Origin of the sequence: Bordetella genomosp. 9, from assembly GCF_002261425.1 — a bacterium.
Lineage (GTDB): Bacteria > Pseudomonadota > Gammaproteobacteria > Burkholderiales > Burkholderiaceae_B > Bordetella_C.
Genome location: NZ_NEVJ01000001.1, coordinates 783,222 through 809,324 on the forward strand (window position 1 = coordinate 783,222; position 26,103 = coordinate 809,324).

Genomic DNA, 26,103 nt, shown 5'->3' on the forward strand with positions numbered 1-26,103 from the left:
AGGATACCGCAGCGCCACGCCGGCCGCCCCGGGCCCTTTGTCCGCACGCCGAGTGGGGCTATGCGCGGCCGCGATTCGCGCCAGTGCTATACGAAAGCATGGCGGAACGCTGTCCGCCGCTGACAAGGAGCTGTTGAATGAGCGCATCCCCCGAATACGTGCCGCCCAAGGTCTGGACCTGGAAAAAACCGAATGGCGGCCATTTCGCCAGCATCAACCGTCCGGTTTCCGGTCCGACGCATGACAAGGAACTGCCGGTCGGCCGCCACCCCCTGCAGCTTTATTCGCTGGCGACGCCCAATGGGCAGAAAGTGACCATCCTGCTGGAGGAACTGCTGGCGCAGGGCCAACAGGGCGCGGAATACGACGCCTGGCTGATCCGCATCGGCGACGGCGACCAGTTCGGCAGCGGCTTCGTGCAGGTGAATCCGAATTCGAAGATCCCGGCCTTGATGGACCGCAGCGGTCCTCAGCCCATCCGCGTCTTCGAATCCGGCGCAATCCTTCTCTACCTGGCCGAAAAGTTCAGCGCCTTCCTGCCCAAGGATCCCGCCCAGCGCGCCGAGTGCCTGTCGTGGCTGTTCTGGCAGATGGGCAGCGCGCCTTACCTGGGCGGCGGCTTCGGCCACTTCTATGCCTACGCCCCGACGAAGATCGAATATGCGATCGACCGCTTCGCCATGGAGACCAAGCGGCAGCTGGACGTGCTGGACAAGCGGCTGGCGGACAACGAATACATCGCGGGCAGCGACTACACCATCGCGGACATCGCCATATTCCCGTGGTACGGGGCCCTGGTGAAAGGGCAGGTATACGGGGCAGGGGAGTTCCTGTCGGTACAGGACTACACGCACCTCCAGCGCTGGGCCGACGCCGTGAATGCGCGGCCGGCGGTGCGGCGCGGCAGGATGGTCAATCGCGTCAACGGCGACCTGGCCAACCAGCTGCACGAGCGCCACGACGCCTCTGATTTCGACACCCGCACGCAGGACAAGCTGCAGGCTTCCGGCGCCTGACGCCAGGGTCGCCAGGGCCGGACCGATGACGTCCGAGCCGGCCTTGGCTTGGCGCCCGGTTTTGCCATGCATACCTGCCACTTATATTCCTTACGTGGAGGGGCAGTCGTATGACACTCCGCAACATGCCCTCGATAAGGAAGACGCACCCCGTGAATACCTACGCCGTAGTGGTCATCGACGCCGGCGTCATCGGCAGCTCGGTTGCTTTTCATATTGCCAAACTCGGCGCGACGAACGTGCTCGTCCTGGATCGCGGCGCCGGACGGCGACAAGCTGGTCCCGCTGCGCGCGTCCCTGCGGCAGCAGCGGGACCAGGGCATCCCGCTTGAATTGCTGAGCCGGCAACAGGCTGCCGAGCTGCTGCCGATCGCCCGGTTCGACGATGCGGCGCTCATCGGCTATCAGCCCGACAACACCGTCATCAGCACCCAGAACATCTGGACCGCGGGTGGGCTATGGTTTCTCCGGCCATGGTTTCAAGCTTTCGCCCACCGTGGGCCTGGTCCTGGCTCAGGAAGCCCTGGGCCTGCCGACGCAGGTGTCCCTGCGTCGCTGTTCCATCGAGCGCTTCCAGACCGGCGCGCTGCTGACGGGCAAGTATGGCCAGGGCGCCGTTTCCTGACAAGGCCCGATCAAGGGGGGACGACAAAACACGCCTCGGAAAACAGCTGGCGTCGGTGCATGCCCTGGGCCTGGGCCGACGCTGTCGGTGGTAACGGCCATTGGGCCTATACCCCTGGACCGGTGTACACTTGAAAATGGTAACGATTACTATTTGCGTATATGCATCAGGCTGACGCCCACCGCGGGGGTGGCGGCGGCCCGACCAAAAAGGCCCTGTTTTGAGTACGGGATACTTCCCCACCCATGTGGAAGCGCTGTATTGCGACCATCACTCCTGGCTGAAAGGCTGGCTCCATCGGCGCCTGGGCAATGCGGACCAGGCGGCCGACCTGGCGCATGACACCTTCATCCGCCTGCTCAGCAGCGAGCGGGTGCCCGCCGCGCTGGACGAGCCGCGCGCCTTCCTGACCACGGTGGCGCAGCGCCTGGTGTCCAACCACTGGCGCCGCGAAAAACTCGAAAAGGCCTACCTGGAGGCCCTGGCCCAGGCGCCGGTGGAGATGGCCTGCTCGCCTGAAACCCAGGCCATCCTGCTGGAAACGCTGCTGGAGCTGGATCGGCTGCTGGACGGCCTGCCGGCCGTGGTGCGGCGCGCCTTCCTGCTGTCGCAGCTGGACGGGCACACGCACGCCCAGGTGGCCGAGGCGCTGGGCGTGTCCATCCCCACGGTCAAGCGCTACATCGTCAAGGCCCTGCAGCGCTGCTATTTCGCCGATCTTTCGTTCACGGGATAACGTTTTGTCCGCTTCTCCCTGGTATCGCGACACCACCGACGTGTCCGGCATTCCGCCGGCGGTGGCCGAGCGCGCGCTCGAATGGCTGGTGGAGCTGCAGGGCGACGCGGTGCCGGCGGCGGTGCGTGAAGAATGGGCGCGCTGGCGCGATGCGCATCCGGACCACGCGCGGGCCTGGCAGCGCATCGAAGCCGTGGGCGGCCGGCTGCAGCCCCTGGCGTCGCCCATGCATGCCGCCGTGGCGCAGGCCACGCTGCTGGGGCCGCGATCGGCGTACCGGCGCCGCATCATCAAGGCATTGACGGTAATCGTGTTCGCCGGCGGCGCGGGCTGGGGTTTGGAAGCGCGCGCGCCGTGGCGCGTCTGGAGCGCGGACTACCGCACCGCGGTGGGCGAGCGCCGCGAACTGGTGCTGGCCGATGGCACGAAGCTGGTGCTGAACACCGACAGCGCGATCGACGTCCGCTTCGACGCCGCCGAACGCCGCATCAGGCTGCTGGCGGGGGAAATATTCATCGCCACGGCGGTGGACCGGGCGGTCGCGCCGCGGCCCTTCCTGGTGGAAACCACCGAAGGTACCGCGCAGGCGCTGGGCACCGAGTACACCGTGCGCCAGCAGGACGGCGATACGCGCATCGGCGTGTACAAGGGGGCGGTGCGCGTCCGGCCGCGCGGCGACGCCGGGCGCGCGCTGGATATCCAGGCCGGATATGCCGCCATCTATACCGCCGGCGCCATCGAGCCGCCGCGCCAGGAAGACGAGGACAGCGCCGCCTGGAAGGACGGCTTCATCGTGGCCCACGGCATGCGCCTGGACGACTTCATCGCCGAGCTGGCGCGATACAGCCCGGAATCGCTGTCCTGTGATCCGGGCATCGCCGGACTGCGGGTGTCGGGCTCGTTCCCCTTGCGCGATATCGACCAGGTGATGCGCACGGTTGGCACGACGCTGGGCGCGCAGCTGGAAATACGCCGGCGCTTCTGGGGCAAGGCCATGCGGCTGGTTCCCGGGCCCGGCGCGGCGCAAAGCTGAAGGTGCACGCAAAAAAATCCAGCCAACCTGATCCGTTTTGAGTTTTCGCGGGTCATTGCGAATGAGAACACTTACTCATTCGGAACGAAAGGCTGCATATGTACAAGGTTATGGCGCGCAGGCGCTCTCTGAAATCGGTTGCCCGCCGGACCGCGTGGGCATGCGCCGCGGGGCGCATGGCATTCGGCGCGGTGGCGGCGACGCCCTTGATGGCGCTGGCGCCGGCGGTCCACGCGCAATCCCAGGCCGCGCAGGTGCGCAACTACGATATCCCCGCCGGCACGCTGGAAAGCGTCCTGGGCCGTTTCGGCCGCGAGTCCGGCATCATGCTGTCGTTCAAGCCCGAGGTGACCCAAGGCCGCCAGAGCAATGGCCTGCGCGGCAGCTATACGGTGGAGGGCGGGCTGGACGCGCTGCTGGCCAATACCAGCATCCAGGCGGTGCGCCAGAGCAACGGCGGCTATGTTCTGAACCGTCCCATGGACGCGGGCGCCGGTGCCGGCGCCGTGCTGCTGCCCACCGTCAAGGTCCACACCACCGCGGAAAACGACCTGCCGCCGGCCTATGCCGGCGGGCAGATCGCCACCGGCGGCGGCCTGGGCATCCTGGGCACGAACAACGTCATGGACGTGCCCTTCAACACCACCAACTACACCGCCGAGGCGATCGAGGACCTGCAGGCCCGCACGCTGGCGGACGTCGTGCAGAACGAGTCGTCCGTGCGCATGCTGACCTCCACCAATGGCTTCGGCGAGGATTTCCAGATCCGCGGCTATACGGTGTCGAGCAACGACGTCGGCATCAACGGCCTGTATGGCCTGGCGTCGGCCAGCCGCATGCCGGCCGCGATCATGGAGCGCGTCGAAGTGCTGAAAGGTCCCGGCACGCTGATGAACGGCATCGCGCCGAACGGCAGCATCGGCGGCGGCATCAACATCGTGACCAAGCGCGCCGGCGACGATCCGCTGACCCGCTTGACCACCACTTACCAGAGCAAGGGCCAGTTGGGCGAGCAGTTCGACATCGGCCGCCGCTTCGGTGACAACAAGGAGTGGGGCATACGCGTCAACGGCGTGTACAAGGATGGCGCCACCACGATCGACAAGGGCAACCAGCAGCAGACGGTGGGCGCGATCGGACTGGACTATCGCGGCACCCGGCTGCGCTGGTCGCTGGATGCCTATGACCAGCGCGAGGATACCGATAACTTTCGCCCGCAGGTGGGTTTCCAGTCGTCGGTGACGTCCATGCCGGACGCGCCGTCCGGGCATCGCAACTTTTTCCCGGGCACCAAGCTGAAACTGCAGGACTCCACCGTCCTGAGCCGCGTCGAGTACGACGTCACCGACCGCGTCACCGTCTATGCCGCGGGCGGCTATCGCTACGGCTCGGCCGACCAGACCTTCCCGTCGGGGCCGGTGGACCAGTTCGGCAATTTCACCGCCACCAACGCGTACTACGACTCGTACAGCAAGACGTCCACGGGCGAAGTGGGCATGCGCGCGCGCTTCGATACCTGGGGCGTCGGCCATACGCTGACCCTGGGCGCCACGCGCCTGGACCAGGAAGCCGGCAATGCCTACGTGACCTCGGCGACCCGCGTCGCGTCCAATATCTACCACCCGTCGCCGTTGCCGCCCGTTACCGGCGACCGCGTGTCGCCCAGCAAGGCGTCGGACACCGCGCTTTCCAGCGTGGCCCTGACCGACACGCTGTCGTTCTTCAACGACCGCCTGCTGGTCACAGGCGGCCTGCGCGACCAGCGCGTCAAGCTGGACAACTATTCGACCACCAGCGGCGCCCGCACCTCGTCGTATGACGAAAGCGCGGTATCGCCCCTGGCCGGCATCGTCTTCAAGCCGATGTCCAACGTGTCCCTGTACGGCAATTTCACCTCGGGCCTGACGCGCGGCGGCATCGCGCCGGCCACGGCGGCGAACGCCGGACAGGTGTTCGCGCCGTACAAGTCCAAGCAGTACGAAGCCGGCGTCAAGGTGGACTGGGGCAGCGTGATCACCACCGCGTCGGTCTTCCAGATCGACCGGCCCAACGCCATCACGGATCCGGACACCAACATCTACAGCTTCGACGGCGAACAGCGCAATCGCGGCGTGGAGCTGTCGGCCTACGGCGAGTTGACGCGCGGCCTGCGCGTGATGACCAGCGCGACGTTCTTCGACGCCAAGCTCAAGCGCACGGCGGGTGGCGTAAACGACGGCAACGATGCCAACGGCGTGCCGGACAGCACCTTCAACGCGGGCGTGGATTGGGATACGCCCTGGGTGCGCGGGCTGAGCCTGAACGCGCGCGTCATCCATACGTCGTCGACGTACTTCAATGCGGCGAACACCTTCAAGGTGCCGTCGTGGACGCGTTTTGATGTCGGCGCGCGCTACGTCACCGACGTGATGGGCAAATCGGTGGTGTTCCGCGCCAACATCGAAAACCTGTTCAACAAGGACTACTGGCTGGTCAGCGGGACCTACGCCACGGTCGCGGCGCCGCGCACCTTGCTGCTGTCGGCGCAGATCGATTTCTGAGAGAGGGAAGAGGAATCTTGCGGGGTATACGGATAGGGATGGGGCGCACCGGCGCGCTTGTCGTTCGCATCGTTCTGGCCGTCGGCGGCGGTTATGCGCTGGCGGCGCTGGCCAGCGTGGCGGCGCTCGCGCTGCCCATCAGCCGCCCGCAGGCGGTGCTGACCGGCATGCTGGCCAGCTTCGCCATCTACGCCGGCGCCGTGGTCTGGATGTTCGCCGCGTACACGGGCCGCGGCATACGCCAGACCATGTCGGACCTGCATACCTGGGCCGGCCTGCTGGCGGGTTGGGTCCTGTACGCGATGTTCCTGACGGGCACCGTCAGCTACTTCAAGGACGAAATCTCCCAATGGATGCGGCCCGAGCTGCCGCATCAGGCCCGGCTGGGAGACCCCGCCGCCACCGCGCAGCGCGTCGCCGACGAGCTGCGGGTGCTGGCCGCCGGCACCACGCAATGGAATATGGAGTTGCCCACGCCGCGCAGCAATGTGGTCGACGTGTTCTGGCGCTTGCCCAGCGCCGAGCCGGGCCGGCGCTCGTTCGGTTCCGCGACGCTGGATCCCGCCAGCGGCCACCAGGTTGCCGCGCGCGCCACCCTGGGCGGCGATTTCTTCTACCGTTTCCACTTCCAGTTCCACTACATGTCGGCCTTCTGGGGGCGATGGCTGGCCGGGCTGTGCGCGATGTTCATGCTGGTGGCCATCGTCAGCGGCGTCATCACGCACAAGAAAATCTTCGTCGACTTCTTCACTTTCCGCTGGGGCAAGGGCCAGCGCTCGTGGCTGGACGCGCACAACGCGCTATCGGTCTTCGGCTTGCCCTTCCACTTGATGATTACCTACACCGGACTGGTCACCTTGATGGCGCTGTACATGCCCTGGGGGCAGCAGGTCGCGATCAAGACGCCGGCCCAGCGCCAGGAACTGACGGCGCAGCTCAATGCCTTCATCCAGCCGGGCAAGCCGAGCGGCCAGCCCGCCGCGCTGGCGCCCATCGACGAGATGGTGCGGCAGGCCCAGGCGCGCTGGGGCGCCGACCAGGTGGGCCGCGTGACGGTGACCTTGCCGGGCGATGCCGCGGCGCGCGTCGCCGTGACCCGCGGCGAGGCCGGCAGACCGTCGATGAGTCCGCACTATCTGCTGTTCGAAGGCGCCACCGGCAGGCTGCTGCAGGTCCACGACCGTGTCGGCCCGGCGGCCGAGGTCAGGGGCGTGATGTACGCCCTGCATCTGGGCCGCTTCAGCGACCTCGAGCTGCGCTGGCTGTATTTCATCGTCAGCCTGGCGGGCACGGCCATGGTCGGCACCGGGCTGGTGATGTGGACGGTCAAGCGGCGGCAGAAGCTGCCGGATCCGCAACGGCCGCATGTCGGGTTCCTGCTGGTCGAACGGCTGAATATCGCCGCCATCGCCGGGCTGTCCGTGGCGATGACGGTGTTTCTCTGGGGCAACCGCCTGCTCCCGGCCGGCCTGGAGGCGCGCGCCGCCCGGGAGATCGATCTGTTCTTCGCGGTCTGGGCCGCGACCCTGCTGTACGCCCTGGCGCGGCCGGCGCGGCGGGCGTGGCTGGAGCTGCTGTGGCTGGCCGCCGCCCTGCTGGCCGCCTTGCCCGTCGTGAATGCGCTGACCACGCAGCGCCCGCTGTGGCATAGCATCGCCACGGGCGACTGGGTCTACGCCGGGTTCGACCTGATGCTGTGGCTGTTCGCGGCGCTGCACGCGGCGTTGGCGGTGCGGATGGCGCGGCACAGGCCGCGCGCGCCGCGCGGGGCGGTCCGATGACCCATCTGCTGACGCTGTGGTTCTGCCTGCTCGGATTCCTGGCGCTGGCCATGGCGACCGAGCGCCAGCAGGAGGCCTTGTTCGGCCGCCTGCTCACGCCCGCGCGCACCCGCATGCTGCGCCTGGCCGGTTGGAGCGCACTCGCGGTGGCGCTGTCCATCGTCGTCGCGCGGCAGGGTTGGGGACTGGGACTGGTCAGCTACAGCGGCCATACCAGCCTGGCCGCCGGGCTCGTCTACCTGGGATTGATCATCCGAGATCGCCGGGGATAGCCTGCGGCGGCGGAAATTGTGCCAAATGTCACAATCGTACGGTATGCTTCGGAATCTTTCTCCAGCCAGGATCATGTCCATGGACAACATGTCGATCGAAGGGACCGTCGCCACCGCCGTCGGCCTGCAGCAGGCCAACGCCATGCAGGACGCCCAGAACGTCCTGCTGCGCAAGGTCCTGGACAACCAGGCGCAGGCCATCACCAGCCTGCTGGACGCGGCCACGGTGCCGCAGCTGTCGACCTACGGCATGGTGGGCACGCAGCTGCACGTCACCGCCTGACCTGCGCGCGCCGCGGCCGTCGGCCATAGGGCGCGGTGCGACGGTGGATTCCACAGCCGGTCCCTGGGTGTCACACTACGGGTTTTGCCCCGGATACGAAGACAGCTCGGGAGCTGACCATGACGACATTCCATCGGCGCGATTTCATTACCGGCGCGCTGCTCGGCGCCGCCTGCCTGGCCATTCCTTCATCGCCCGCGCTTGCCGCGGTGCAGGTGCCCGCCATGCTGCTGCTGCAGCGTAACGACTGGGTGCCCAACAATCCGCGCTTGCCGGTGCTGCAGTACATGGGCGTGCTCATGGACGGCGACGTCGCGTCCGCCTTCGAAGGCCTGTTCGCGCGCAACGGCTGGGTGCCGCAATGGCGCGACGGCATCTACGACTACCACCATTACCACTCCACCGCGCACGAAACGCTGGGCATCGCGGCCGGCTCGGCGCGCCTGATGCTGGGCGGTCCGCACGGCACCGAGATGGCCGTGCAGAAGGGCGATGTGCTGGTGCTGCCGGCCGGCACCGGCCACTGCCGCCTGTCGGCCAGCCCGGATTTCCTGGTGGTGGGCGCCTATCCGCCCGGGCAGAAGTGGGATATCTGCCGGGACGCACCCACGCAGGCGATGCTGGACCGCATCGCCCGCTTGCCGTTCCCGGCGGGCGACCCGGTCACCGGCAAGGATCCGGCGCTGGCGAGGTACTGGCAGGTCGCCTGATGGTCGCGCCGAAGACGGCATGGCCGCCAGCGCATGACCACCAGCGCATGAACGCCAGCGCTTGACCCGTCAGCGTTTGACGGTCAGCGCATCGATCAGCTCGCCGATGTCCGCCAGCTTCTCGACGTTCATCATGGTGTCGACCACGCGATCCACCTGCGTCCGCGCGATGCGCCGCGACGCCAGCTTGACGAACTTTTCGATGACGTCGTCGGCCGAGGCGAAGGAATGCTCGCTGCCGCGCGGCGCTTCGACGGTTTCCTCCATCCGCGTGCCGTCCTTCAGCGCCACCTTGACCTTCACCATGTGCCGATACACCGCGCCGCGTGCGGTGATGGCCGGGTCTTCGATCACCCGCACCTTCTGCGATACGCGGATGCGCTCGGCATTCGTGACGTCCGCTTCGGTGAACTGATCGACGAACACGTCGCCTTCCAGCAGCAGCGTGGCGACGCAGTACGGCAGGTTCAGCTGCGCCGACGTCAGGCCCTGCGGGACGTACTTCCAGCCCACGTGGTCCACCGTGACGCGCGAGCCTTCCACCACGATTTCCTCGACGTCGTCAGGCCCGAAGGGCTTGCGCGCGCGCATGGTGCGCAGGGCGTCCAGCGTCGTGTGGTTGCTGCCCACGCAGGAATAGAACTTCAGGGCGATGCGCATGGTTTCGAACTGCGAGCCCAGTCCCGCCGTCAGCTTGGCCAGGTCGAAGCGGTCGGTCGAGCGCGACAGCGTGCTGCAGAAACCGCCATACGGATTTTCGAACACGTCGACGATGCCCGTGAAGCCGCGCGCCGCCAGCAGCGCGCCGTACAGACCGCTTTGCGACGCGCGGCCGGCGTGCATGCGCTTGACCATCGCGCCGAACTGCGCCGCCATCAGGCCGGACGACTGCGTGCCGGCGATGCCCAGCGCGTGCACGGTCTGGTCGGCGGTCAGCCGCAAGGCCGCGGCGGCGCCGGCGGCGGCGGAAAACACGCCCACCGTCGCGCCCGAATGCCAGCCCTGGGCAATGTGTTCGGGCCCCATGCACATGCCCACGCGCGGCCCGATTTCGTAGCCGGCCACGCAGGCGCGCAGGAAATCCTGCCCCGTCATGCCGGGTCGCCGGCCCGCCACCGCCAGCACCGCGGGCAAGGTGACCGCGCCGACGTGCAGCACGCCGACACGATGCACGTCATCGATCTCGAAGCCCTGTATGAGCGTGCCGTTGACCAGCGCCGCGTGCGGCGAGGACAGGCGCTTGTCCGTGCCCCAGACCGGCGTCGTGGTGCTCTGGTCTTCCGCCAGCAGCGTTTCCAGCAGGATCTTGCTCCACGGCAGCTCCGCGCCGAAGATGGCGCAACCGAACGAATCCAGGATCAGCAGCTTGATGCGCTCGCGCACGTGTTCGGGGATGGCGTCGTAGTCGAGCGTGGCGACGAATTCGGCGATGCCTCGGGTATAGGTGTTCTGGATCTCTTCGGTGTCGTGCGCGTGGCCCATGGTCGTCTCCGGCTTTCCCTCAGGGGTTTTTCGAATAGGGTGACCTGGAAGTATCCGGCGCGCGGCGGCGGATTGTGAATTGCACGTTGCGCGATTATTATTGCGTGAAGTGGAATAATCAGGTGCCATGGCTTCCTTGAACGCTGTCGATCTCGAAGGCCTGCGGGGTTTCGTGGCGATCGCGCGGCATGCCAGTTTCCAACTGGCCACGACCGAGCTGAACATCTCGGCGCCCGCGCTGACGCGCCGCATCCAGCGGCTGGAAGCCGCCATCGGCGCGCCCCTGTTCGAACGGACCACGCGCCGCGTTCAATTGACGCCCATCGGCGAATTGCTGCTGCCGCGCGCACGCGACATCCTGGCCAACCTGGCGGACGCCCTGTCCGCGGTGGACGATGCGCTGGCCAGCCGCAGCGGGCAGCTCAGCCTGGGCTGCATCCCCACGGCCACCAAGCTCCTGCTGCCGCATATCCTGCGCGCCTTCCACGAGCAAAGGCCGCAGACCCGCATACGCATCGCCGAAAACAACGTGGCGGGCGTGACCGCGGCGGTGCTGAACGGTACCGTGGATTTCGGCATTACCCTGCAGCCCGCGGCGGGCGCCGGTTTGGCCTTTGACGCCTTGCTCACCGAACCTTTCCTGCTGGCCTGCCCGCTCGACCATCCCCTGGCCGAACGGCGCCAGGTCGACTGGAGCGACCTCAAGCCCTACCGGCTGATCGTTTCCGAGCCGGGCAGCGGCAACCGCGCGGTGCTGGAACAAGCCTTGCGGAAGTGGCGCTGGCAACGCGACCACCTGGTGGAGATCGACCACCTGACCAGTTCGCTCGGCCTGGTGGAAGCCGGGCTGGGCATTTCCGTCGTGCCCTTGTCGGCCTTGCCGGACCTGCCGGACCCGCGGCTGGCGATCCGCGCGCTGGGCGGGCCGCGAGTGACGCGCACACTGGGACTGCTGCGGCGCCGCGCGATTCCGCTGGGCGCCGTGGCGCAGCAGTTCCGGCGGTCGGTGCGCCAACTGGCGCCCCTGCTGCAAAGCCAGGCCGCGGAACGCGCCGCGCGCTATTCCCTGTAACGCCAGACCGGCTTCTGAAACGGATACCTGAATCGGTGGATTTGAACGACTCCCTTCCTTCCGCAACGGCACATGCCCATGGCATGCGCGCCACCACCCGCGCCGTCATGGCGCAGTTCTTCGTCGCCGGCATGGCCTTCGCCTGCTGGGGCGTGCAGATACCCGACATCAAGTCGCGCTTCGGCCTGTCGGACTTCGTGCTGTCCTTCGCCATGCTGACCGTGGCGGGCGGCGCCATCATCGCGATGGGCACGGTCGGACGCTGGGCCACCCGGGTCGGCAGCGCCCACGCGCTGGTGGTCAGCGGCGTGGTATATGCCGTGGCCACCGCATTGATCCCATGGATGCCGAACTTCGAGATCCTGCTGGCGTTGCTGCTGGTGCTGGGCATGGCCACGGCCGGTTACGACGTCACCGTGAACGTGCAGGCCGTCGCGGTGGAAACGCGCGGCGGCCGGCCCATCATGTCGACCCTGCACGGCATGTTCAGCCTGGGCGGCATGGTGGGCGCGGGCCTGGGCGGCCTGGCGGCCTTGGGCGATCTGCCAGCCTGGATATATCCCGCCGGCATAGGCCTGGCGACGCTGGGCGCCATTGCCTGGGGCCGGCCTTATCTGCTGGCCGACGCGGCGGCGGATGACGAGGCCAAGGGAACCGGTTCCAGAAGGATCCCCGCCGCGCTGTGGATACTCGGTTTTTTCGCCTTCCTGGGCCTGATCTGCGAAGGCGCCATGTACGACTGGGCCAGCGTGTACCTGCGCGATGTCGCCCATGCCGCGCCGCAGCTGGCCAGCTACGGATATGCCGCCTTTTCCACCGGCATGGCCTGCGGGCGCTTCGCCGCCGATCCCCTGCGCCGCCGCATCGGCGATGGGGCGACCTTGACGATCAGCACCTGGATGGGCTTCGCCGGCATCACGGTGGCGGTGGCCTTGCCGCAGCCGGCCTGGACGGTCGCGGGCTTCGTCCTGATGGGGCTGGGCGTGGCCAACCTGATGCCGCTGTTCTTCCTGGCCGGCGCACGACTGCCCGGAACCACGCCGGCGCAGGGCGTGGCGGCCATCGCCCGATGCGCCTATACCGGCATGCTGCTGGGGCCGGCCATCATCGGCGCCATCACGCATCATGCCGACCTGCGCGTGGCGCTGGGCGCGGTCGCCCTCATCATGGGGCTGATCGCGGCCGTCGGAATACGCCAGGTGCTGCGCATCGGGCGCCCGGCGGCGGCGCCGGGCTAGCGCCGGGCCCGTGGTGTCTTTACCGACTCTTACATCTGCCCGCGACGGATTTCCCGCGCGCCGTCCGTTGAAGTAGAAACGGCGCCGTCCCGATCCGACGGTATCGCTGGGAGTCGTGAAAATGAAGCTTCCTGTTCTCCTCAAGATGGCATGCGCCGCGGGCGCCCTGGCCGCGGCTTCGTCGGCGTGTGCCGAACTGGTGATCGTCGAGCCCACCGCGCCGCCGCCTCCGCCGCGCGTCGAAGTCATGCCCGGCCCGCGCGCGGGTTACGTCTGGGACGCCGGCCATTGGCGTTGGGACCATGGGGCCTACGCCTGGGCCCCCGGTCATTGGCGACCCGTACGAGTCGGCCATCACTGGGTACCGGGCCACTGGGTCGCGCACGGTCCCAACTGGCACTGGATTCCCGGGCATTGGGCATAGCGTGCGGTGTGTCTTCGCACATGAAACAGAACCTGGAGTTCGCATCATGATCAAAACCATCGCTATCCTGCTGCTGGCCGCCGCCACGTTGAGCGGCTGCGTCGTCGTCCCGGCGCGGCCGGTCCACGTTCATCCGGTGTACGTTTACTGACGTCCTCTCCACGACCAGACCCGCACTTTGAGCGAACGCGACCCCGATGCCGACCTGCTGGCCAGGGTCGGCAGGAATGATCCTTCGGCCGTGCGCCAGCTGGTCGCGCTCAAGCTGCCTCGGCTGCTCGCATTGGCCACGCGCATGCTGGGCGATCGCATGGAAGCCGAGGACGTGGCGCAGGAAGCGTTCGTGCGCATATGGAAACAGGCCCCGCGCTGGAAGGAAGGCGACGCGCGATTCGATACCTGGCTGCACCGGGTCGCGCTGAACCTGTGCTACGACCGGCTGCGGGGTCGCCACGAAGAAGCGTCCGATCAATTGCCCGAAGGCGCCGATCCCGGGCCGGGGCCGGACGCGGTGGTGGAAACGGGCGAGCGCGACCGGCGCGTCCAGGCCGCGCTCGCGGGCTTGCCGACGCGGCAGCGCGAGGCGCTGGTCCTGACCTACTACCAGGATCTGTCCAATGTCGAAGCGGCCGCCGTGATGGAGATCACCGTGGAGGCCCTGGAAAGCCTGCTGGTGCGAGCCAGGCGGGCCCTGCGCGAGACGCTGGCCGCCACCGAAACCGCAAAGGTACGCCATGACACCTGAAAGATTCCAAGCCATCGTGGAAGCCTACGGCGCCGACGCGCGCCGCTGGCCCGAGGCCGAGCGTGCCCGCGCGCAAGCCTGGGCGTCCGGCCATCCCGCGGCGGCCGACGCGATACTCGCGGCCGCCGCGCCGTTGGACGCTTGGCTCGATGGCGACACGGTCGCGCCGCCGGACCGAAGCCTGTTCGATCGCATCGTCGCCAGCGCGCCCGCGCGGCCGCTGTGGCGGCGCGCGCGCCTCTGGTGGTCCGGCGCGGTGTTCGCCGGGGTGGGCGTGGCGGGCGGCTGCGTCGGCGCCTTCGCCGTTTCCTTCTACATGTTGACGGCGGTTCCGGCCATGCATGCCGATGCGCCTTGGATGGAGACCGGTTTCAGCAGTCCCGTCTCCGACTGGAGCGAAGAATGACAGGCCGTACGTGGAAGTTCGCGCTGGTCGGCTCGCTGGTGCTGAACGCGTTCCTGCTGGGCGGAATCGCCGGCGGCGCCTATCGCTGGTTTTCCGCCGATCATGTCGCGGAGAGCGTGGCGGCGCCACGTAGCGCCCTGCGCTTCGCCGCCGAAGCACTGGCGCCGGAACGGCGCCAGCAGTTCCTGCAGGCACTCAGGCAGGCGCGGCGGCAAGGCCGTGACGATGCGCTGGCCGCGCGCGAGGCCCGCCGGGAAGTCCTGGAGCAACTGGCCGCGCCGCAATTCGATCGCGCGGCGCTCGATACCGCATTGGCCCGCGCACGCGAAGCCGATGGCGAAGTGCGCAAGCGGGTCGAGCGCGCCGTCGCGGATTTCGCGGAAAGCCTGTCGCCGCGGGAGCGCATGGTCTTCGTCGACGGCTTGCGCCGCAGCGGGCAATGGCGCGATCCGCCCGCGGCCGGCAACAAGGCGGCACAGGGCGCGGCGCGCGACGGCGCTGCCCGCTGACGCCGCGAAAGCCAGCGATGGGAAACCACGGGCCGAAACGCCAAGGACTTCGCCAATGGATACTCGCGCGCAAGCTCTCGATTCGAACGTTCCCGCCGCCGGCGGCGGACGCGCGCATGCGGCGGCCATCGCGCTGAACCGCTTCGGCCTGGGCGCGCGTCCCGATGAACAGGCGCCCGCCGATCCCAAGGCATGGCTGCTGGCGCAGCTCGACGCCTACGATCCCCGCCCCGCCGTCTGGCGGGCACAACCCTCGTCCCTGGCGCTGGCCGCCGATCCGCAGCAGAACCGCAAGCCCGGCGAGGCGCGCGACACCTACCGGAGCGCGGTGGCCGCCCGTGTCGAAAGCGCCTTGACGACGTCGACCCCCTTCGTCGAAAGGCTGGTGCACTTCTGGACCAACCATTTCGCGGTGTCGGCGGACAAACCGGTGGTCGCCGCGCTGGCCGGCTCATTCGAGGCCGAGGCGATCCGTCCGCACGTGCTGGGACGTTTCGAGGACATGCTGGTCGCCGTCGAGCAGCATCCGGCCATGCAGCTGTTCCTGGACCAGCCGCGATCCGCCGGACCGGACAGCAAGGCGGTGCAGCGCGCGGCGCAGCGCGATCCGTCCCGCAAGCGCGGCCTGAACGAAAACCTCGCGCGCGAAATCATGGAATTGCACACCCTGGGGGTGCGCACGGGCTACACCCAGGCGGACGTCACCGAGTTCGCGCGGGCGTTGACGGGCTGGAGCATCGCGGGCGCGCGCGGTCCTCAGCCGGACGATGCCGCGCCGGGCGCGTTCGTGTTCCGCGCTGGACTGCACGAGCCCGGTGCGCGGACCATCATGGGACGCCAGTATGCGCAGGCCGGCCCGCAACAGGCGCTGGCGGTGCTGCGCGATCTCGCGGCATCGCCGGACACGGCGCGCCATATCGCCTTCAAGCTCGCGCGTCACTTCATCGCCGACGATCCGCCATCGCAGGCCGTCGACCGCCTTGCGCGGACCTATGCGCGCAGCGGCGGCGATCTGCCCGCCCTGTATCGCGATCTCGTGGACATGCCCGCCGCATGGACCTGGCCGACCCAGGCGCCGACGGCGAAGTTCAAGACGCCTTGGGAATGGATGATCTCGGCCGTGCGGGGATTGGGCGGCCGGATACGCGGCAATATCGCCTACGCGCCGCTCTCGGCGCAGTTGGGGCAGCCGGTGTGGCGCCCCGGTTCGCCGGCGGGCTACGACGACGTGGCGGCGGCGTGGGCGGCGCCGGACGCGCTGGTGCGCAGGGTCGAAGCCGCCCAGCGGCTGGCCGCGCGCAGCGATGGCGCGCGCGACCCGCGCGTGCTGGTCCATGCCTTGTTCGCGGGCGCCGCCAGCCCGGCCACCGCCACGGCCGTGGCGCGCGCGGAAAGCGTGCAAACCGGCATCGCGCTGCTGCTCGTTTCACCGGAGTTCCAACGACGATGACTATCCCACGCCGCCATTTCCTGACCCTGGCCGCCGCGTCGCTGCTCGCCAGGCCGCGCGTCGTCTTCGCCAATGTCGAGACGGACCATCGCTTTGTCTTCGTCATCCAGAGAGGCGCGGCCGACGGCCTGAATATCGTCGTGCCGTATGCCGACCCCGCCTATTCCCGCCTGCGCGGCGAACTGGCGATCGACGTCTCGGCGACGCGCCTGGACGGCACTTTCGGTTTGCATCCCGCGCTGGAACAGACGGCGCGCATGTATGCGCTGCGCCAGGCCTTGTTCGTGCACGCCGTGGCGTCGCCTTACCGCGATCGTTCGCACTTCGATGGGCAGAACGTGCTGGAGACGGGCGGCAGCGCGCCGTATCGGATCAAGGACGGCTGGTTGAACCGCCTGGCGGGCATGCTGCCGACGTCCCGGGAAGAGGCCATCGCCTTTGCGCCGACGATACCGGCGGCGCTGCGCGGCGCGGCGGCGGTCACCTCGTACGCGCCTTCCGCCTTGCCCGCGGCGCCCGACGACCTGCTGGCGCGGGTGTCCCAGCTGTACGACGCCGATGCGCAACTGGGGCCGCTGTGGCGCCAGGCGCTGCAGACGCGGATGCTGGCGGGCGACGTGGGTGCGCGGCAGGATCCCGCGCACCTGGGCAGGATGGCGGCCGAATTCCTGGCGCGGCCCGATGGCCCGCGCATCGCCATGATGGAAACGAACGGCTGGGATACCCATAGCGGCCAGGACCAGCGGCTCGCCTATCAGTTGAAGGCGCTGGACGCCATGCTGGCGGCGCTGCGCGCGGGCCTGGGGTCGAACTGGGACCGGACGACGGTGCTGGTCGCGACCGAATTCGGCCGCACCGCCGCCGCCAACGGCACGGGCGGCACGGATCACGGGCAGGGCGCCGTCGCGATGCTGCTGGGCGGCGCCGTGGCGGGCGGCCGCGTCAAGGCCGATTGGCCCGGGCTGGCGCAGGCGGATCTCTATGAAGGACGGGACCTGCGCCCGACCGCGTCGCTGGACGCGCTGATCGCCGGCGCCGCCGCCGAGGCGCTGGCGCTGGATCCGGAAAAAACCGCTCGCGTGCTGTTCGGCCTGGACAGGCTGCCGCCGGCGGCGACGGGGTGGTTGCGCACCTGATGGCGTCGCGCCCGGGCCCGTCGCGCCGCGTGCCCTGAGGCCTCCGCGGCGACGTGCCCTTCAAGGGCCCCGCGTCGACGCGTCCTTCACGACGCCGCGGCCTGCGCCTTGGCCAGTTCGTGCCTGGCCTGGTCCCAGCCCGATTCGGGCGCCACCTGGCCTGCCGGGTCCTGCACTTCGGCGATACGGCCGGGCAGCGTGCCGGCGGGATCGTCGGCGTCCGCGATGTATATGCCCTGGGTCATGGTGATGTGAGCGCTTTCGAAGCTGCCGCCGCCGGCCAGCAGGATCATGCGCGTCGGCGCGTCTTCGCCCACCAGGGCCAGCAGGCCGGGGCTGACACGCTCGGGCGTCAGCACGGCGTCGGCCTCGGGCGGCAGCAGGCCTTGCGTCATGGCGGTCATGGCGGTGGGCGCCAGGCAGTTCACGCGCACGTTCCTGCTGGCGCCTTCCATGGCGAGCGTCTGCATGAAGCCGACCAGCGCCATCTTGGCGGCGCCATAGTTGGACTGGCCGAAATTGCCGTACAGGCCCGACGACGAGGTCGTCATGACGATGCGGCCGTAGTTCTGCTCGCGCATGCCGGCCCAGACCGCCTTGGTGGCGTGGACCGCGCCCATGACGTGCACGTCCATCACCAGGCGGAACTCGTCCAGCGACATCTTGGCGAAGGTGCGGTCGCGCAGGATGCCGGCATTGTTCACCAGGATGTCGACCCGGCCGAACTCGGCGACGGCCAGCGCCGCCATGGCTTCCATATGGTCGTAGCGGCTGACGTCGCCCGCGTGGGCGATGGCCTGGCCACCCGCGCGGCGGATTTCCTCCGCCACGGCTTTCGCGGCCTCGCCCAGGTCGTTGACCACCACGCGGGCGCCATGGCGCGCCAGCTCCAGCGCGTGCGCGCGTCCGAGTCCGCCGCCGGCGCCCGTTACGATCGCCACCCGGTCTTTCAGCACATTCGACATTCGTTTCCCTTGTTCGCGGACGGCGAGTCCCGATCAGACCCGCTCGAAGATGGCGGCGATGCCCTGGCCGCCGCCTATGCACATCGTCACCAGCGCATAGCGGCCGCGTATGCGTTGCAGCTCATAAAGCGCCTTGGTGGCGATGATGGCGCCCGTGGCGCCGATCGGATGCCCCAATGATATGCCGGAGCCGTTGGGGTTGACCTTGGCCGGATCGAAGTCCAGCTCGCGCATGACCGCGCAGGCCTGGGCGGCGAAGGCTTCGTTGGATTCGATGACGTCCATGTCGGCCACCTTCAGCCCCGTGCGCGCCAGCACGGCGCGGGTCGCCGGGATGGGCCCCGTGCCCATGTAGGCGGGCTCGACGCCGGCATAGGCGTGGCCGACCAGCCGTCCGATGGGCGTAAGGTTCTGCGCCTTCACGGCATCGGCTCCCGCCAGGACCAGCGCGGCGGCGCCGTCGTTGATGCCGGACGCATTGCCGGCGGTCACGCTGCCGCCGTCCCGCTTGAATGCCGGCTTCATGGTGGCCAGCACCTCCAGCGTCGTATCCGCCTTGACGTGCTCGTCGGTATCGAAGTGGATCTCGCCACGCCGCGTGGCGATTTTCACGGGAACGATCTGTTCCTTGAAGCGGCCTTCGCGTATGGCGGCGGCCGCGCGCTGGTGGCTGGTCACCGCCAGCTCGTCCATCATCCGGCGCGTGATGCCGTAGCGCTCGGCGACGTTTTCCGCCGTCATGCCCATGTGGATGCCATGGAAGGGATCGTGCAGGGCGTTCAGCATCAGGTCCAGCATGACGGTGTCGCCCATCCGCGCGCCCCAGCGGTTCGACGGCGACAGGTAGCCGGCGCGCGACATGCATTCGGCGCCCGCGCCCACGGCCACGTCGCAATCGCCCGCGGCGATCGCCTGCGCCGACGATACGATGGCCTGCAAGCCGGAGCCGCAAAGGCGATTGATGTTGAAGGCCGAGACCGATTGCGGCAGCCCCGCATCCAGCGCGGCGATGCGGCTCATGTAGATGTCGCGCGGCTCGGTGGTGATGACCGTGCCCATCGATACGTGGCCGACCGACGCCGGCGCGGCGCCGCTGCGCGCCAGGGCTTCGCGCACCACCAGGGTCGCCAGTTCGGCGGGCGGCGTGTTCTTCAGCGTGCCGCCGAAGGTGCCGATCGCGGTGCGCGCGGCGGCGATGACATAGACATCTTTCTGCATGGCGATTCCTTCTTCAAGCGGCGCGCCGTACCGGCGGATAGGCGTAGGTCCCTTCCAGGTGGGACCGCGCCGGGGTGTACAGGCGCAGCGTCAGGTAAAAGCCCTTGTCCGCCGGCGCGGGCAGCCAGTTGTGGCCCGGTCCGGGGTCGTCCGCCTGGATGCGGATGCTCAGGCCGCCATCCGCGTCGTGCCGCAGGCCCTGCGTGCGGTCGCCGATGGAATGGCGTCCGATGGGATTGGCCACCAGCAGGCAGTCGCTGCGTCCGTACAAGGTGATGGACCAGAAGGAGCGGACCTCCGGCAGGGCGCCCGGCGGAAAGCGCAGCACGTAGCGGTGCGCGCCGGTCAATGCCTCGCCCTGTTCGTCGACTTCGGCCATGATGTACATGGCTTCCTCGATGCCCAGCGTGCCTATCCAGTTGCGCGCCACGCGGGCGCGGGTCAGGAAGTCGTCGCCGAAGTTCTCGCGCACGCTGACCGCCGTGGTCCAGCCGCCGCCCAGTTCCGACGCTTGCGCGACGTCGCGCAGCTCCGTGTACACCTGCGCCAATGCGTCCTGCAGCAGGGCGGGCCCGACCGGCCAGGCGGGCAGGGGATGCGCGGAAGGATTGCGCGCCAGCATGGCATCCACGACGCGCTGGTACTCGGCGGCCTGCGGCACGCCGGCGCCGCGATCGTCGATCAGGGTGTCGATGCGCGAAAGCGCCGGCTCGCCATCCGGGCGCAGCAGCGCGAAGCGGTCCTGCAGCGCATGGACCTGCGCCAGGTCCTGTTCCGTGGCGTCGACCAGGATGCGGCCGATGACCCAGACGTCGTCGCTGGGCGCGCTGATCTCGTGCATGCCGGCGGGCACGTCGCCCTGCCATGCGGGGCCGTGCACGAACAGGCGCTGTGCCTCTCCGCCGGTGGTGCGGCGGCCGGCATAGGCCCAGGGATTGGTCCAGGCGTCCAGGAAACCCAGCACCCAATAGCGGTTGCCCATCGCGGGCACGTCGATCACCAGCGGGCCGGCGGACAGGTCCAGCCAGGCATTGGTGAACAAGGTATCGTTGTTCGGTGTGACGACTTCCTTGTCTTCCGGACCGCGCAGGCGGCGCGTGTGGGTGAATTGGTTCAGCCACCGCATGCGCGACGTCGGGCTGTCGCCGGCGTAGCCCTGCACGGCGTGCTTGCGCGCCGTGTTGGCGGCCCGCATGCGGGCCATTTCGAACAGCGGCAGGGTGATCAGGACGGTCTGGCGGACGTCGGCGGAGACGGCCTGGGTGTTGGCGTTCAAGATGTCGGTGTTCACGATGTCGGTATTCATGCCTGGCTCGAGATCAGTACGGCGTCCAGGGCCAGCGCGCCCTGGCCCTGGGGCAGTACGACGAAGGGATTCAGCTCCACGGATTCCAGCGTGTCGCCCGCCGCCAGCGCGAACTGCGAGAGACGCACGATGGCCTGCGCCAGCGCCTCGACGTCGGCGTGCGGCGCGCCGCGAAAGCCGCGCAACAGGCGCGCCGTCTTCAACTCGTCGATCATGTCGCGGGCTTCTTCGACGTTGACCGGGGCGAGGCGGAACGTCACGTCGCCCAGGAGTTCGACGTTCACGCCGCCGGAACCCAGCATGACGACGACCCCCAGCGCCGGGTCGCGCCGGGCGCCCAGGATGCATTCGACGCCGCCGCGCACCATGGGCGCCACCAGCACGCCGTCCACGCGCGCGTCCGGCGCGGCAGCGCGCGTTGCGGCCATGATGCGGTCATACGCCGCGCCGGCTTCCTTCTCCTGGCGGATGTTCAGCACGACGCCGCCGATATCGCTCTTGTGCGTAATGTCGGCGGAGAGCACTTTCATGACGACGGGGTAGCCCAGGGCGTTGGCGCCCGCGATGGCGTCCTCGCGGCCGTGGGCGCGGTGGAAGGGCACGGCGGGCAGTCCGCGGGCGGTCAGCAATTCCAGCGCGTCGGCTTCGCTGTATGGGGAGTGGCGCAGGGCGGCCGGAGGCGCGTCGGCCCGGGCCGCGATCGCCGGCGAACCGGCCGGCTGCGGCATGGCGTCCGCCGCTGCGGCGTGCGCATCGCGCGGGGCCGCCCTCGCCGCCCCTGGAGCGCCGGCGCGGATGATGGCCTTCTCGCGGTCGCGCAGAAAAAAGCGCATGGCCGCCATGACGCGTATCGCGCGCGCCGGATCGGTGAACGACAGGCAGCCGGCTTCTTCCAGCGCGCGCTGCTGCGCCGCATCCGCCAGCGTGCTGAAGACCACCAGCCGGCCCGGAAAATCGCGTCGCAGGTCGCGCGCGAGTTGCTGTTGCAAGATCCGCATGGCGGGCGTGGCGCCGAATGCCGCCAGGAATATCAGCAGGCTGCCATGGTCCGCTTCGCCGAGCATGGCGCGCGCGGTCGCTTCCAGCAGGTCCGGCTCCGCCGTCACCTGGCCCGTGATGTCGACGGGATTGTGCGTGGCCGCCAGCGGCACGCGCGCCCGGATCATGGCCTGCGCGGCGGCCGGCAGCGCCTGCACGTCCAGCCCCGCGTCGGCCGCTTCATCGGCCATCATGACGCCGACGCCGCCCGAGACGGTCAGCAGTCCCACCCGCGTATTGGGCGGCAGGCCGGCCACCGCGAGGCCATGGGCCACGTCGAAGAACTCCTCGATGGTGCGCGCCCGGTAGGCGCCATGCTGGCGGAACAGCACGTCGAACACGGCATCGTCGCCGGCCAGCGCCGCGGTATGGGAAGCCGCCGTCATGGCGCCCAGTTCGGTGCGGCCGACCTTGACCACGACCACCGGCTTGCCCGCCGCGCGGGCCAGGTCCAGCGCCTCGCGCAGCTTGCGGCCGTCGCGGCAGCCTTCCAGATAGGCCATGATCACGCGCGTGGCGGGATCGCGCGCCATCCAGGCGATGCAGTCGGCCACGCCGATATCCGATTCGTTGCCCGTGGTGATCCAGGCCGACAATCCCAGCCCACGCTCGCGCGCCATCGCGTAGGCATAGGCGCCGAAGGCCCCGCTCTGGCTCACGATGCCGACGTGGCCGGGCGTGTTCGACCCCGTGCCCACCACCGGCGAGAACGTGGCGTACACAGCGCGGGCGACGTTCATGAAGCCCAGGCAGTTGGGACCCAGCACGCGGATGCCCGCCGCGTTGGCCCTGGCGGCGAACTCGGCCTGCGCCTGTTCGCCCTGCTTGCCCATTTCGGCGAAGCCGGCGGAGAACATGACGATGTTCTTCACCCCGGCCGCGATGGCCTCGTCCAGGGCGGCGCTCACGCTGGAAGCCGGGATGGCGAAGATGGCCAGGTCGATGGGCGCCTGCACGGCCCCGAGCGATGCATAAGCGCGCCGTCCTTCGATTTCATCGGCGCGGGCGTTGATGGGATAGATATGCCCTTCGTAGCCGTGTTCGACCAGGTAGCGGACAGGCACCGCCCCGATCTTGCTGCGGTTCGACGAAGCGCCGACGATGGCGATGGAGCGTGGCGACAGGAAAGAGTCTAGGTCTGGCAGGGTCATGGGATCTATGCACGAATGCCGGGCAGGGTGGGCGCGCTATGGATGTCATGGTTATGCGCGCCGGATGTCTCCGGAGATCGGCCAAGATACCGCCAGTGGTCTTATCAGACAAACTGTGTTTTCTGAATTTTCTATAAGCTGAGATTATTTATCGCCGGCCTTTGCCGGCCTTTGCCGTCCTGCAGCGTGTAGTCCAGGAAACGCTCGACCGCGGGCGATATGGACGTCCGTGGCCGCGCGAAGATCGCGATGCGCCAGCTCACCACCGGTTGCAGCACTGGCAGGAACACCAGGCCGAATCCTTCGACCAGTGCCCGTGCCATGGCGGGACATATCACGTAGCCTGGCCGCACCCGCAGCAGCGACAGGGCCGTGTTGACCCGATGCACGGACACGATGTCGCGCGGATGGTTGCGGGGCGGGATATGGGCCAGGACGTTGACGGCCAGGTTGGGCATGTAGTTGATCAGGGGGCGATCGCGCAGGTCTTTCCAGCTTATCGATTCGGCGTCGGCCAGCGGATCGTCCGGGCGCAATGCGGCCCACAAGGGGTCGGCCCGCACCACGTGCGCTTCGATGGCGTCGTCGGTCAGCACGCCGGCCGGCCCGAAACCGATGTCCGCGCTGCCGTTGTGCAGGTTGGCCAGGACCTGTTCGATGGGTACGTCGTCGAAGCGCACCTCGACGCCCGGGTAGGCCTTGCCGTAGCCGGATATCAGCTCCGGCAGCAAGGTGCAGGACAGCGGTTCGGGCGCGGCCACGCGCACCAGTCCGCGGCGCAGCTCCTTCAGGTTGCTGACGCCTTCCAGCGCCTCGTCCAGGTCCGCGAGCACGCGCCGCACCATGGGTTCGAATGCGCTGCCCACCGCGGACGCGCTGACGCTGCGCGTATTGCGGTCCAGCAGGCGCACGCCCAGCCGGCTTTCCAGTTCCTTGACCAGCCCGCTCAGCGCCGCCTGCGAAAGATGCATGGTGTCGGCCGCCTCGGAAAAGCTGCCGCATTCCAGCACGGCGAGGAAAGCGCGCAGTTGCCTGAGCGTCACTTCAGCTGCCATGAGGTCTCCCTTTCTCGTTGTCGGTCTCGTTGTCGGTCGGATTTATAACTTTAACCTTTAAGTCATCAAAAAAATGAAGTTTGTCCTGATAGGTTGGCCGCCTCTATCATCGCGTCTCCAGGCTCGCGTCCCGTCGCCATGTCCCAAGGCGCGGGTCGGCAGTTCCTATTCCAATAATCAGGAGACACCACCATGAAGATCACCCGACGGGCCCTGCTGGGCGCGGCGGCGGCCGGCCTGTGCGGCGGCGTTGCCCCGCGCGTCTTCGCACAGGGCGATTGGCCTGCCCGTCCCGTCCGCATCATCTCGCCGTATGGCGTCGGCGGCCCCAACGACCTGTCGGCGCGCCTGTTCGCCGAATACCTGGGCCGGCGCCTGAACCAGTCCTTCATCGTGGAGAACAAGGCCGGGGCCGGTACCCGGCTGGGCAACGAATACGTCGCCCACGCGCCGGCCGACGGCTACACGCTGCTGTATGGGGCGGCGCCGTACTCCACGCTGGAAGCCTTGTACGGCAAGCTGGGCTACGACCCGCGCAAGGACCTGCAGGCCGTGGCGATGGCCGCCACCGTGCCGCTGTTCCTGATCGTCAATGCCCAGTCGCCCGCCAAGACGGCGCAGGAGCTGATCGCCTACGGTAAGTCGCTGCCCAACGGACTGACCTTCGGCACGCCCGGCACGGGATCATTGCCGCACCTGGCGGCGGAGCTGTTCCTGCGCGACGCCAACGTCAAGGGCCTGAGCGTCCAGTACCGCGGCGACGTTCCCGCCTATACCGACCTGCTGGCCGGCCGGCTGGACGCCACGCTGACGGCGATCACCGCCGCGCTGCCGCATATCCAGGCCGGCAAGCTGCGTGTGCTCGGCGTGGCGTCGGCGCAGCGCAGCAAGATCTACCCGGACGCGCCGACCCTGCGCGAACAGGGGTTGCCGAATGTCGTGGCTTCCGGCTGGTACGGTTTCATGGCCCCCGCCGGCACGCCGGCCGCCATCGTCAGCCGCCTGGACAACGAGATCAACGGCGCCCTGAAAGACCCCGACATCCAGCGCAAGCTGCTGGCGCAAGGCATGGAGCCCTATCCCGGCAACGCCGCCGACTTCGCCAGGTTCATCGACGCGGAAATGAAGAAGTGGAGCGAAGTAATCCGGAAGGCCGGCATCAAGGGCGAGTAAGGCAGCGTCGCCTACCAATGCCCCGCGTGCTGGCCGCCATCGACATTGATGGTCTCGCCAGTCACGAAGCCGGCCCGTTCCAGATACAGGATCGCTTCGACTATATCCGCGATGTCGCCCATATGGCCGACCGGGTGCAGGCCATCCAGGAATTCATGCGTTTCCGGCGCGTGCATGGGTGTCTTGATGATCCCGGGCGCCACGGCATTGACCCGTATGCCCTTGCGCGCATACTCGATGGCCAGGCCGCGCGTCACCGCCGCCAGTCCACCCTTGGTCAGCGAAGCCAGGCCCGCGGGTACGTTGGACAGGGGCTGTTCGACCAGCGTCGTGGTGATCTGGACGATATGCCCGTGTTCCTGCTTCGCCATCTGCTGCAGCGCGCACTGCGTAATGTGGAAAAAACCACCCAGGTTCACATTGACGACGTTCGTATAGTCTTCTTCCGTGTATTCGGTGAAGGGCTTGCTGACGAAAATCCCGGCATTGTTGATCAACGTATCGATGCGTCCGAATCGCTCCAGCGCGGTGGCGACGACCTTGTTCGCGACGGCTCGATCGGCGATGTCGCCGGGAACGGCGATCACGTCCGTATCCTCGCCCGCCTCGATATTGCGGGAATTCGCGACGACGGCATAACCCTGCTTGCGGTAGCCCCGCACGATGCCGGCGCCTATGCCTTGGGATGCGCCGGTCACGATGGCGACTTTGGTTTGCGTATGCATGATGTTCCTCGTCA

The 26,103-nt window shown here is 68.4% G+C and carries 24 protein-coding genes and 1 pseudogene; 18 read left to right on the top strand and 7 right to left on the bottom strand.

Translation table 11 applies throughout. From position 1 onward, the window contains the following. Positions 1–137: 137 nt before the first annotated feature. The 9 genes and pseudogenes from yghU (at position 138) to CAL26_RS03525 (ending at position 8,996) form a co-directional block, all read left to right on the top strand. Complete coding sequence (gene yghU, locus CAL26_RS03485; RefSeq protein WP_094845508.1) at positions 138–1,016, top strand: glutathione-dependent disulfide-bond oxidoreductase; 879 nt, start codon at positions 138–140, stop codon at positions 1,014–1,016. 152 nt (positions 1,017–1,168) lie between these two features. Then, positions 1,169–1,641, top strand: a pseudogene (locus tag CAL26_RS03490) (hypothetical protein). A gap of 220 nt (positions 1,642–1,861) precedes the next feature. After that, positions 1,862–2,377 carry a sigma-70 family RNA polymerase sigma factor gene (locus CAL26_RS03495; protein WP_094845509.1) on the top strand — a complete coding sequence of 172 codons (516 nt, stop codon included), beginning with the start codon at positions 1,862–1,864 and terminating at the stop codon, positions 2,375–2,377. 4 nt (positions 2,378–2,381) lie between these two features. Next, on the top strand, positions 2,382–3,410 hold the full coding sequence (locus CAL26_RS03500; protein ID WP_094845510.1) for a FecR domain-containing protein: 1,029 nt from the start codon (positions 2,382–2,384) through the stop codon (positions 3,408–3,410). A gap of 176 nt (positions 3,411–3,586) precedes the next feature. Then, on the top strand, positions 3,587–5,950 hold the full coding sequence (locus CAL26_RS03505; protein WP_094845511.1) for a TonB-dependent receptor: 2,364 nt from the start codon (positions 3,587–3,589) through the stop codon (positions 5,948–5,950). 209 nt (positions 5,951–6,159) lie between these two features. Beyond that, positions 6,160–7,731 carry a PepSY-associated TM helix domain-containing protein gene (locus CAL26_RS03510; protein WP_256988036.1) on the top strand — a complete coding sequence of 524 codons (1,572 nt, stop codon included), beginning with the start codon at positions 6,160–6,162 and terminating at the stop codon, positions 7,729–7,731. After that, positions 7,728–8,003, top strand: coding sequence for a DUF3325 domain-containing protein (locus CAL26_RS03515; RefSeq protein ID WP_094845512.1), 276 nt, complete (start codon positions 7,728–7,730; stop codon positions 8,001–8,003). Before CAL26_RS03510 ends, CAL26_RS03515 begins: the two co-directional genes overlap by 4 nt. Positions 8,004–8,082: 79 nt before the next feature. Further along, on the top strand, positions 8,083–8,286 hold the full coding sequence (locus CAL26_RS03520; RefSeq protein ID WP_094845513.1) for a putative motility protein: 204 nt from the start codon (positions 8,083–8,085) through the stop codon (positions 8,284–8,286). A gap of 119 nt (positions 8,287–8,405) precedes the next feature. Beyond that, positions 8,406–8,996 carry a cupin domain-containing protein gene (locus tag CAL26_RS03525; protein ID WP_094845514.1) on the top strand — a complete coding sequence of 197 codons (591 nt, stop codon included), beginning with the start codon at positions 8,406–8,408 and terminating at the stop codon, positions 8,994–8,996. 69 nt (positions 8,997–9,065) lie between these two features. Here CAL26_RS03525 and CAL26_RS03530 read toward each other — a convergent pair whose 3' ends face one another. After that, positions 9,066–10,478 (bottom strand): MmgE/PrpD family protein, encoded by a 1,413-nt coding sequence (locus CAL26_RS03530; protein ID WP_094845515.1) that lies wholly within the window; start codon positions 10,476–10,478, stop codon positions 9,066–9,068. Positions 10,479–10,605: 127 nt separating this feature from the next. On the opposite strand from CAL26_RS03530, the gene CAL26_RS03535 reads away from it, so the two are divergent. From CAL26_RS03535 to CAL26_RS03570, 8 genes are all read left to right on the top strand, one after another. After that, positions 10,606–11,550, top strand: coding sequence for a LysR family transcriptional regulator (locus tag CAL26_RS03535; RefSeq protein WP_094845516.1), 945 nt, complete (start codon positions 10,606–10,608; stop codon positions 11,548–11,550). A gap of 83 nt (positions 11,551–11,633) precedes the next feature. After that, the gene (locus tag CAL26_RS03540) at positions 11,634–12,788 is read left to right on the top strand and encodes an MFS transporter (RefSeq protein WP_256987934.1); all 1,155 of its coding nucleotides are present in this window, start codon (positions 11,634–11,636) and stop codon (positions 12,786–12,788) included. A 121-nt stretch (positions 12,789–12,909) separates the two neighbouring features. Then, entirely contained in the window at positions 12,910–13,212 is a 303-nt protein-coding gene (locus CAL26_RS03545; protein ID WP_094845517.1) for a YXWGXW repeat-containing protein, read from the top strand. Between the two features lie 178 nt (positions 13,213–13,390). After that, positions 13,391–13,957 carry an RNA polymerase sigma factor gene (locus CAL26_RS03550; protein ID WP_094845518.1) on the top strand — a complete coding sequence of 189 codons (567 nt, stop codon included), beginning with the start codon at positions 13,391–13,393 and terminating at the stop codon, positions 13,955–13,957. Continuing rightward, positions 13,947–14,363: a hypothetical protein gene (locus tag CAL26_RS03555; RefSeq protein ID WP_094845519.1), complete on the top strand. Its 417-nt coding sequence runs from the start codon at positions 13,947–13,949 to the stop codon at positions 14,361–14,363. The genes CAL26_RS03550 and CAL26_RS03555 overlap by 11 nt, the downstream gene beginning before the upstream one ends. After that, entirely contained in the window at positions 14,360–14,872 is a 513-nt protein-coding gene (locus tag CAL26_RS03560; RefSeq protein WP_094845520.1) for a periplasmic heavy metal sensor, read from the top strand. Before CAL26_RS03555 ends, CAL26_RS03560 begins: the two co-directional genes overlap by 4 nt. 55 nt (positions 14,873–14,927) lie before the next feature. Further along, a complete protein-coding gene (locus tag CAL26_RS03565) occupies positions 14,928–16,322 on the top strand; it encodes a DUF1800 domain-containing protein (protein WP_094845521.1) in 1,395 nt (464 codons plus the stop codon). After that, entirely contained in the window at positions 16,319–17,458 is a 1,140-nt protein-coding gene (locus CAL26_RS03570; RefSeq protein ID WP_094845522.1) for a DUF1501 domain-containing protein, read from the top strand. The genes CAL26_RS03565 and CAL26_RS03570 overlap by 4 nt, the downstream gene beginning before the upstream one ends. An 86-nt stretch (positions 17,459–17,544) precedes the next feature. Here the strand turns inward: CAL26_RS03570 and CAL26_RS03575 are convergent, their stop codons facing one another. The 5 genes from CAL26_RS03575 to CAL26_RS03595 form a co-directional block, all read right to left on the bottom strand. After that, on the bottom strand, positions 17,545–18,423 hold the full coding sequence (locus tag CAL26_RS03575; protein WP_094845523.1) for an SDR family NAD(P)-dependent oxidoreductase: 879 nt from the start codon (positions 18,421–18,423) through the stop codon (positions 17,545–17,547). A gap of 33 nt (positions 18,424–18,456) precedes the next feature. After that, positions 18,457–19,641 carry an acetyl-CoA C-acyltransferase family protein gene (locus CAL26_RS03580; protein ID WP_094845524.1) on the bottom strand — a complete coding sequence of 395 codons (1,185 nt, stop codon included), beginning with the start codon at positions 19,639–19,641 and terminating at the stop codon, positions 18,457–18,459. Positions 19,642–19,654: 13 nt separating this feature from the next. Further along, complete coding sequence (locus CAL26_RS03585) at positions 19,655–20,947, bottom strand: DUF1254 domain-containing protein (RefSeq protein WP_094845525.1); 1,293 nt, start codon at positions 20,945–20,947, stop codon at positions 19,655–19,657. Next, positions 20,944–23,136 (bottom strand): acetate--CoA ligase family protein, encoded by a 2,193-nt coding sequence (locus CAL26_RS03590; RefSeq protein ID WP_094845526.1) that lies wholly within the window; start codon positions 23,134–23,136, stop codon positions 20,944–20,946. Before CAL26_RS03590 ends, CAL26_RS03585 begins: the two co-directional genes overlap by 4 nt. 131 nt (positions 23,137–23,267) lie before the next feature. Beyond that, positions 23,268–24,191 carry a LysR family transcriptional regulator gene (locus CAL26_RS03595; RefSeq protein ID WP_094845527.1) on the bottom strand — a complete coding sequence of 308 codons (924 nt, stop codon included), beginning with the start codon at positions 24,189–24,191 and terminating at the stop codon, positions 23,268–23,270. A 192-nt stretch (positions 24,192–24,383) separates the two neighbouring features. Between CAL26_RS03595 and CAL26_RS03600 the strand changes: the two genes are divergently transcribed. Continuing rightward, positions 24,384–25,364 (top strand): Bug family tripartite tricarboxylate transporter substrate binding protein, encoded by a 981-nt coding sequence (locus tag CAL26_RS03600; protein WP_094845528.1) that lies wholly within the window; start codon positions 24,384–24,386, stop codon positions 25,362–25,364. Positions 25,365–25,375: 11 nt separating this feature from the next. Here the strand turns inward: CAL26_RS03600 and CAL26_RS03605 are convergent, their stop codons facing one another. Then, on the bottom strand, positions 25,376–26,089 hold the full coding sequence (locus tag CAL26_RS03605) for an SDR family NAD(P)-dependent oxidoreductase (RefSeq protein ID WP_373454435.1): 714 nt from the start codon (positions 26,087–26,089) through the stop codon (positions 25,376–25,378). Positions 26,090–26,103: the final 14 nt, after the last annotated feature.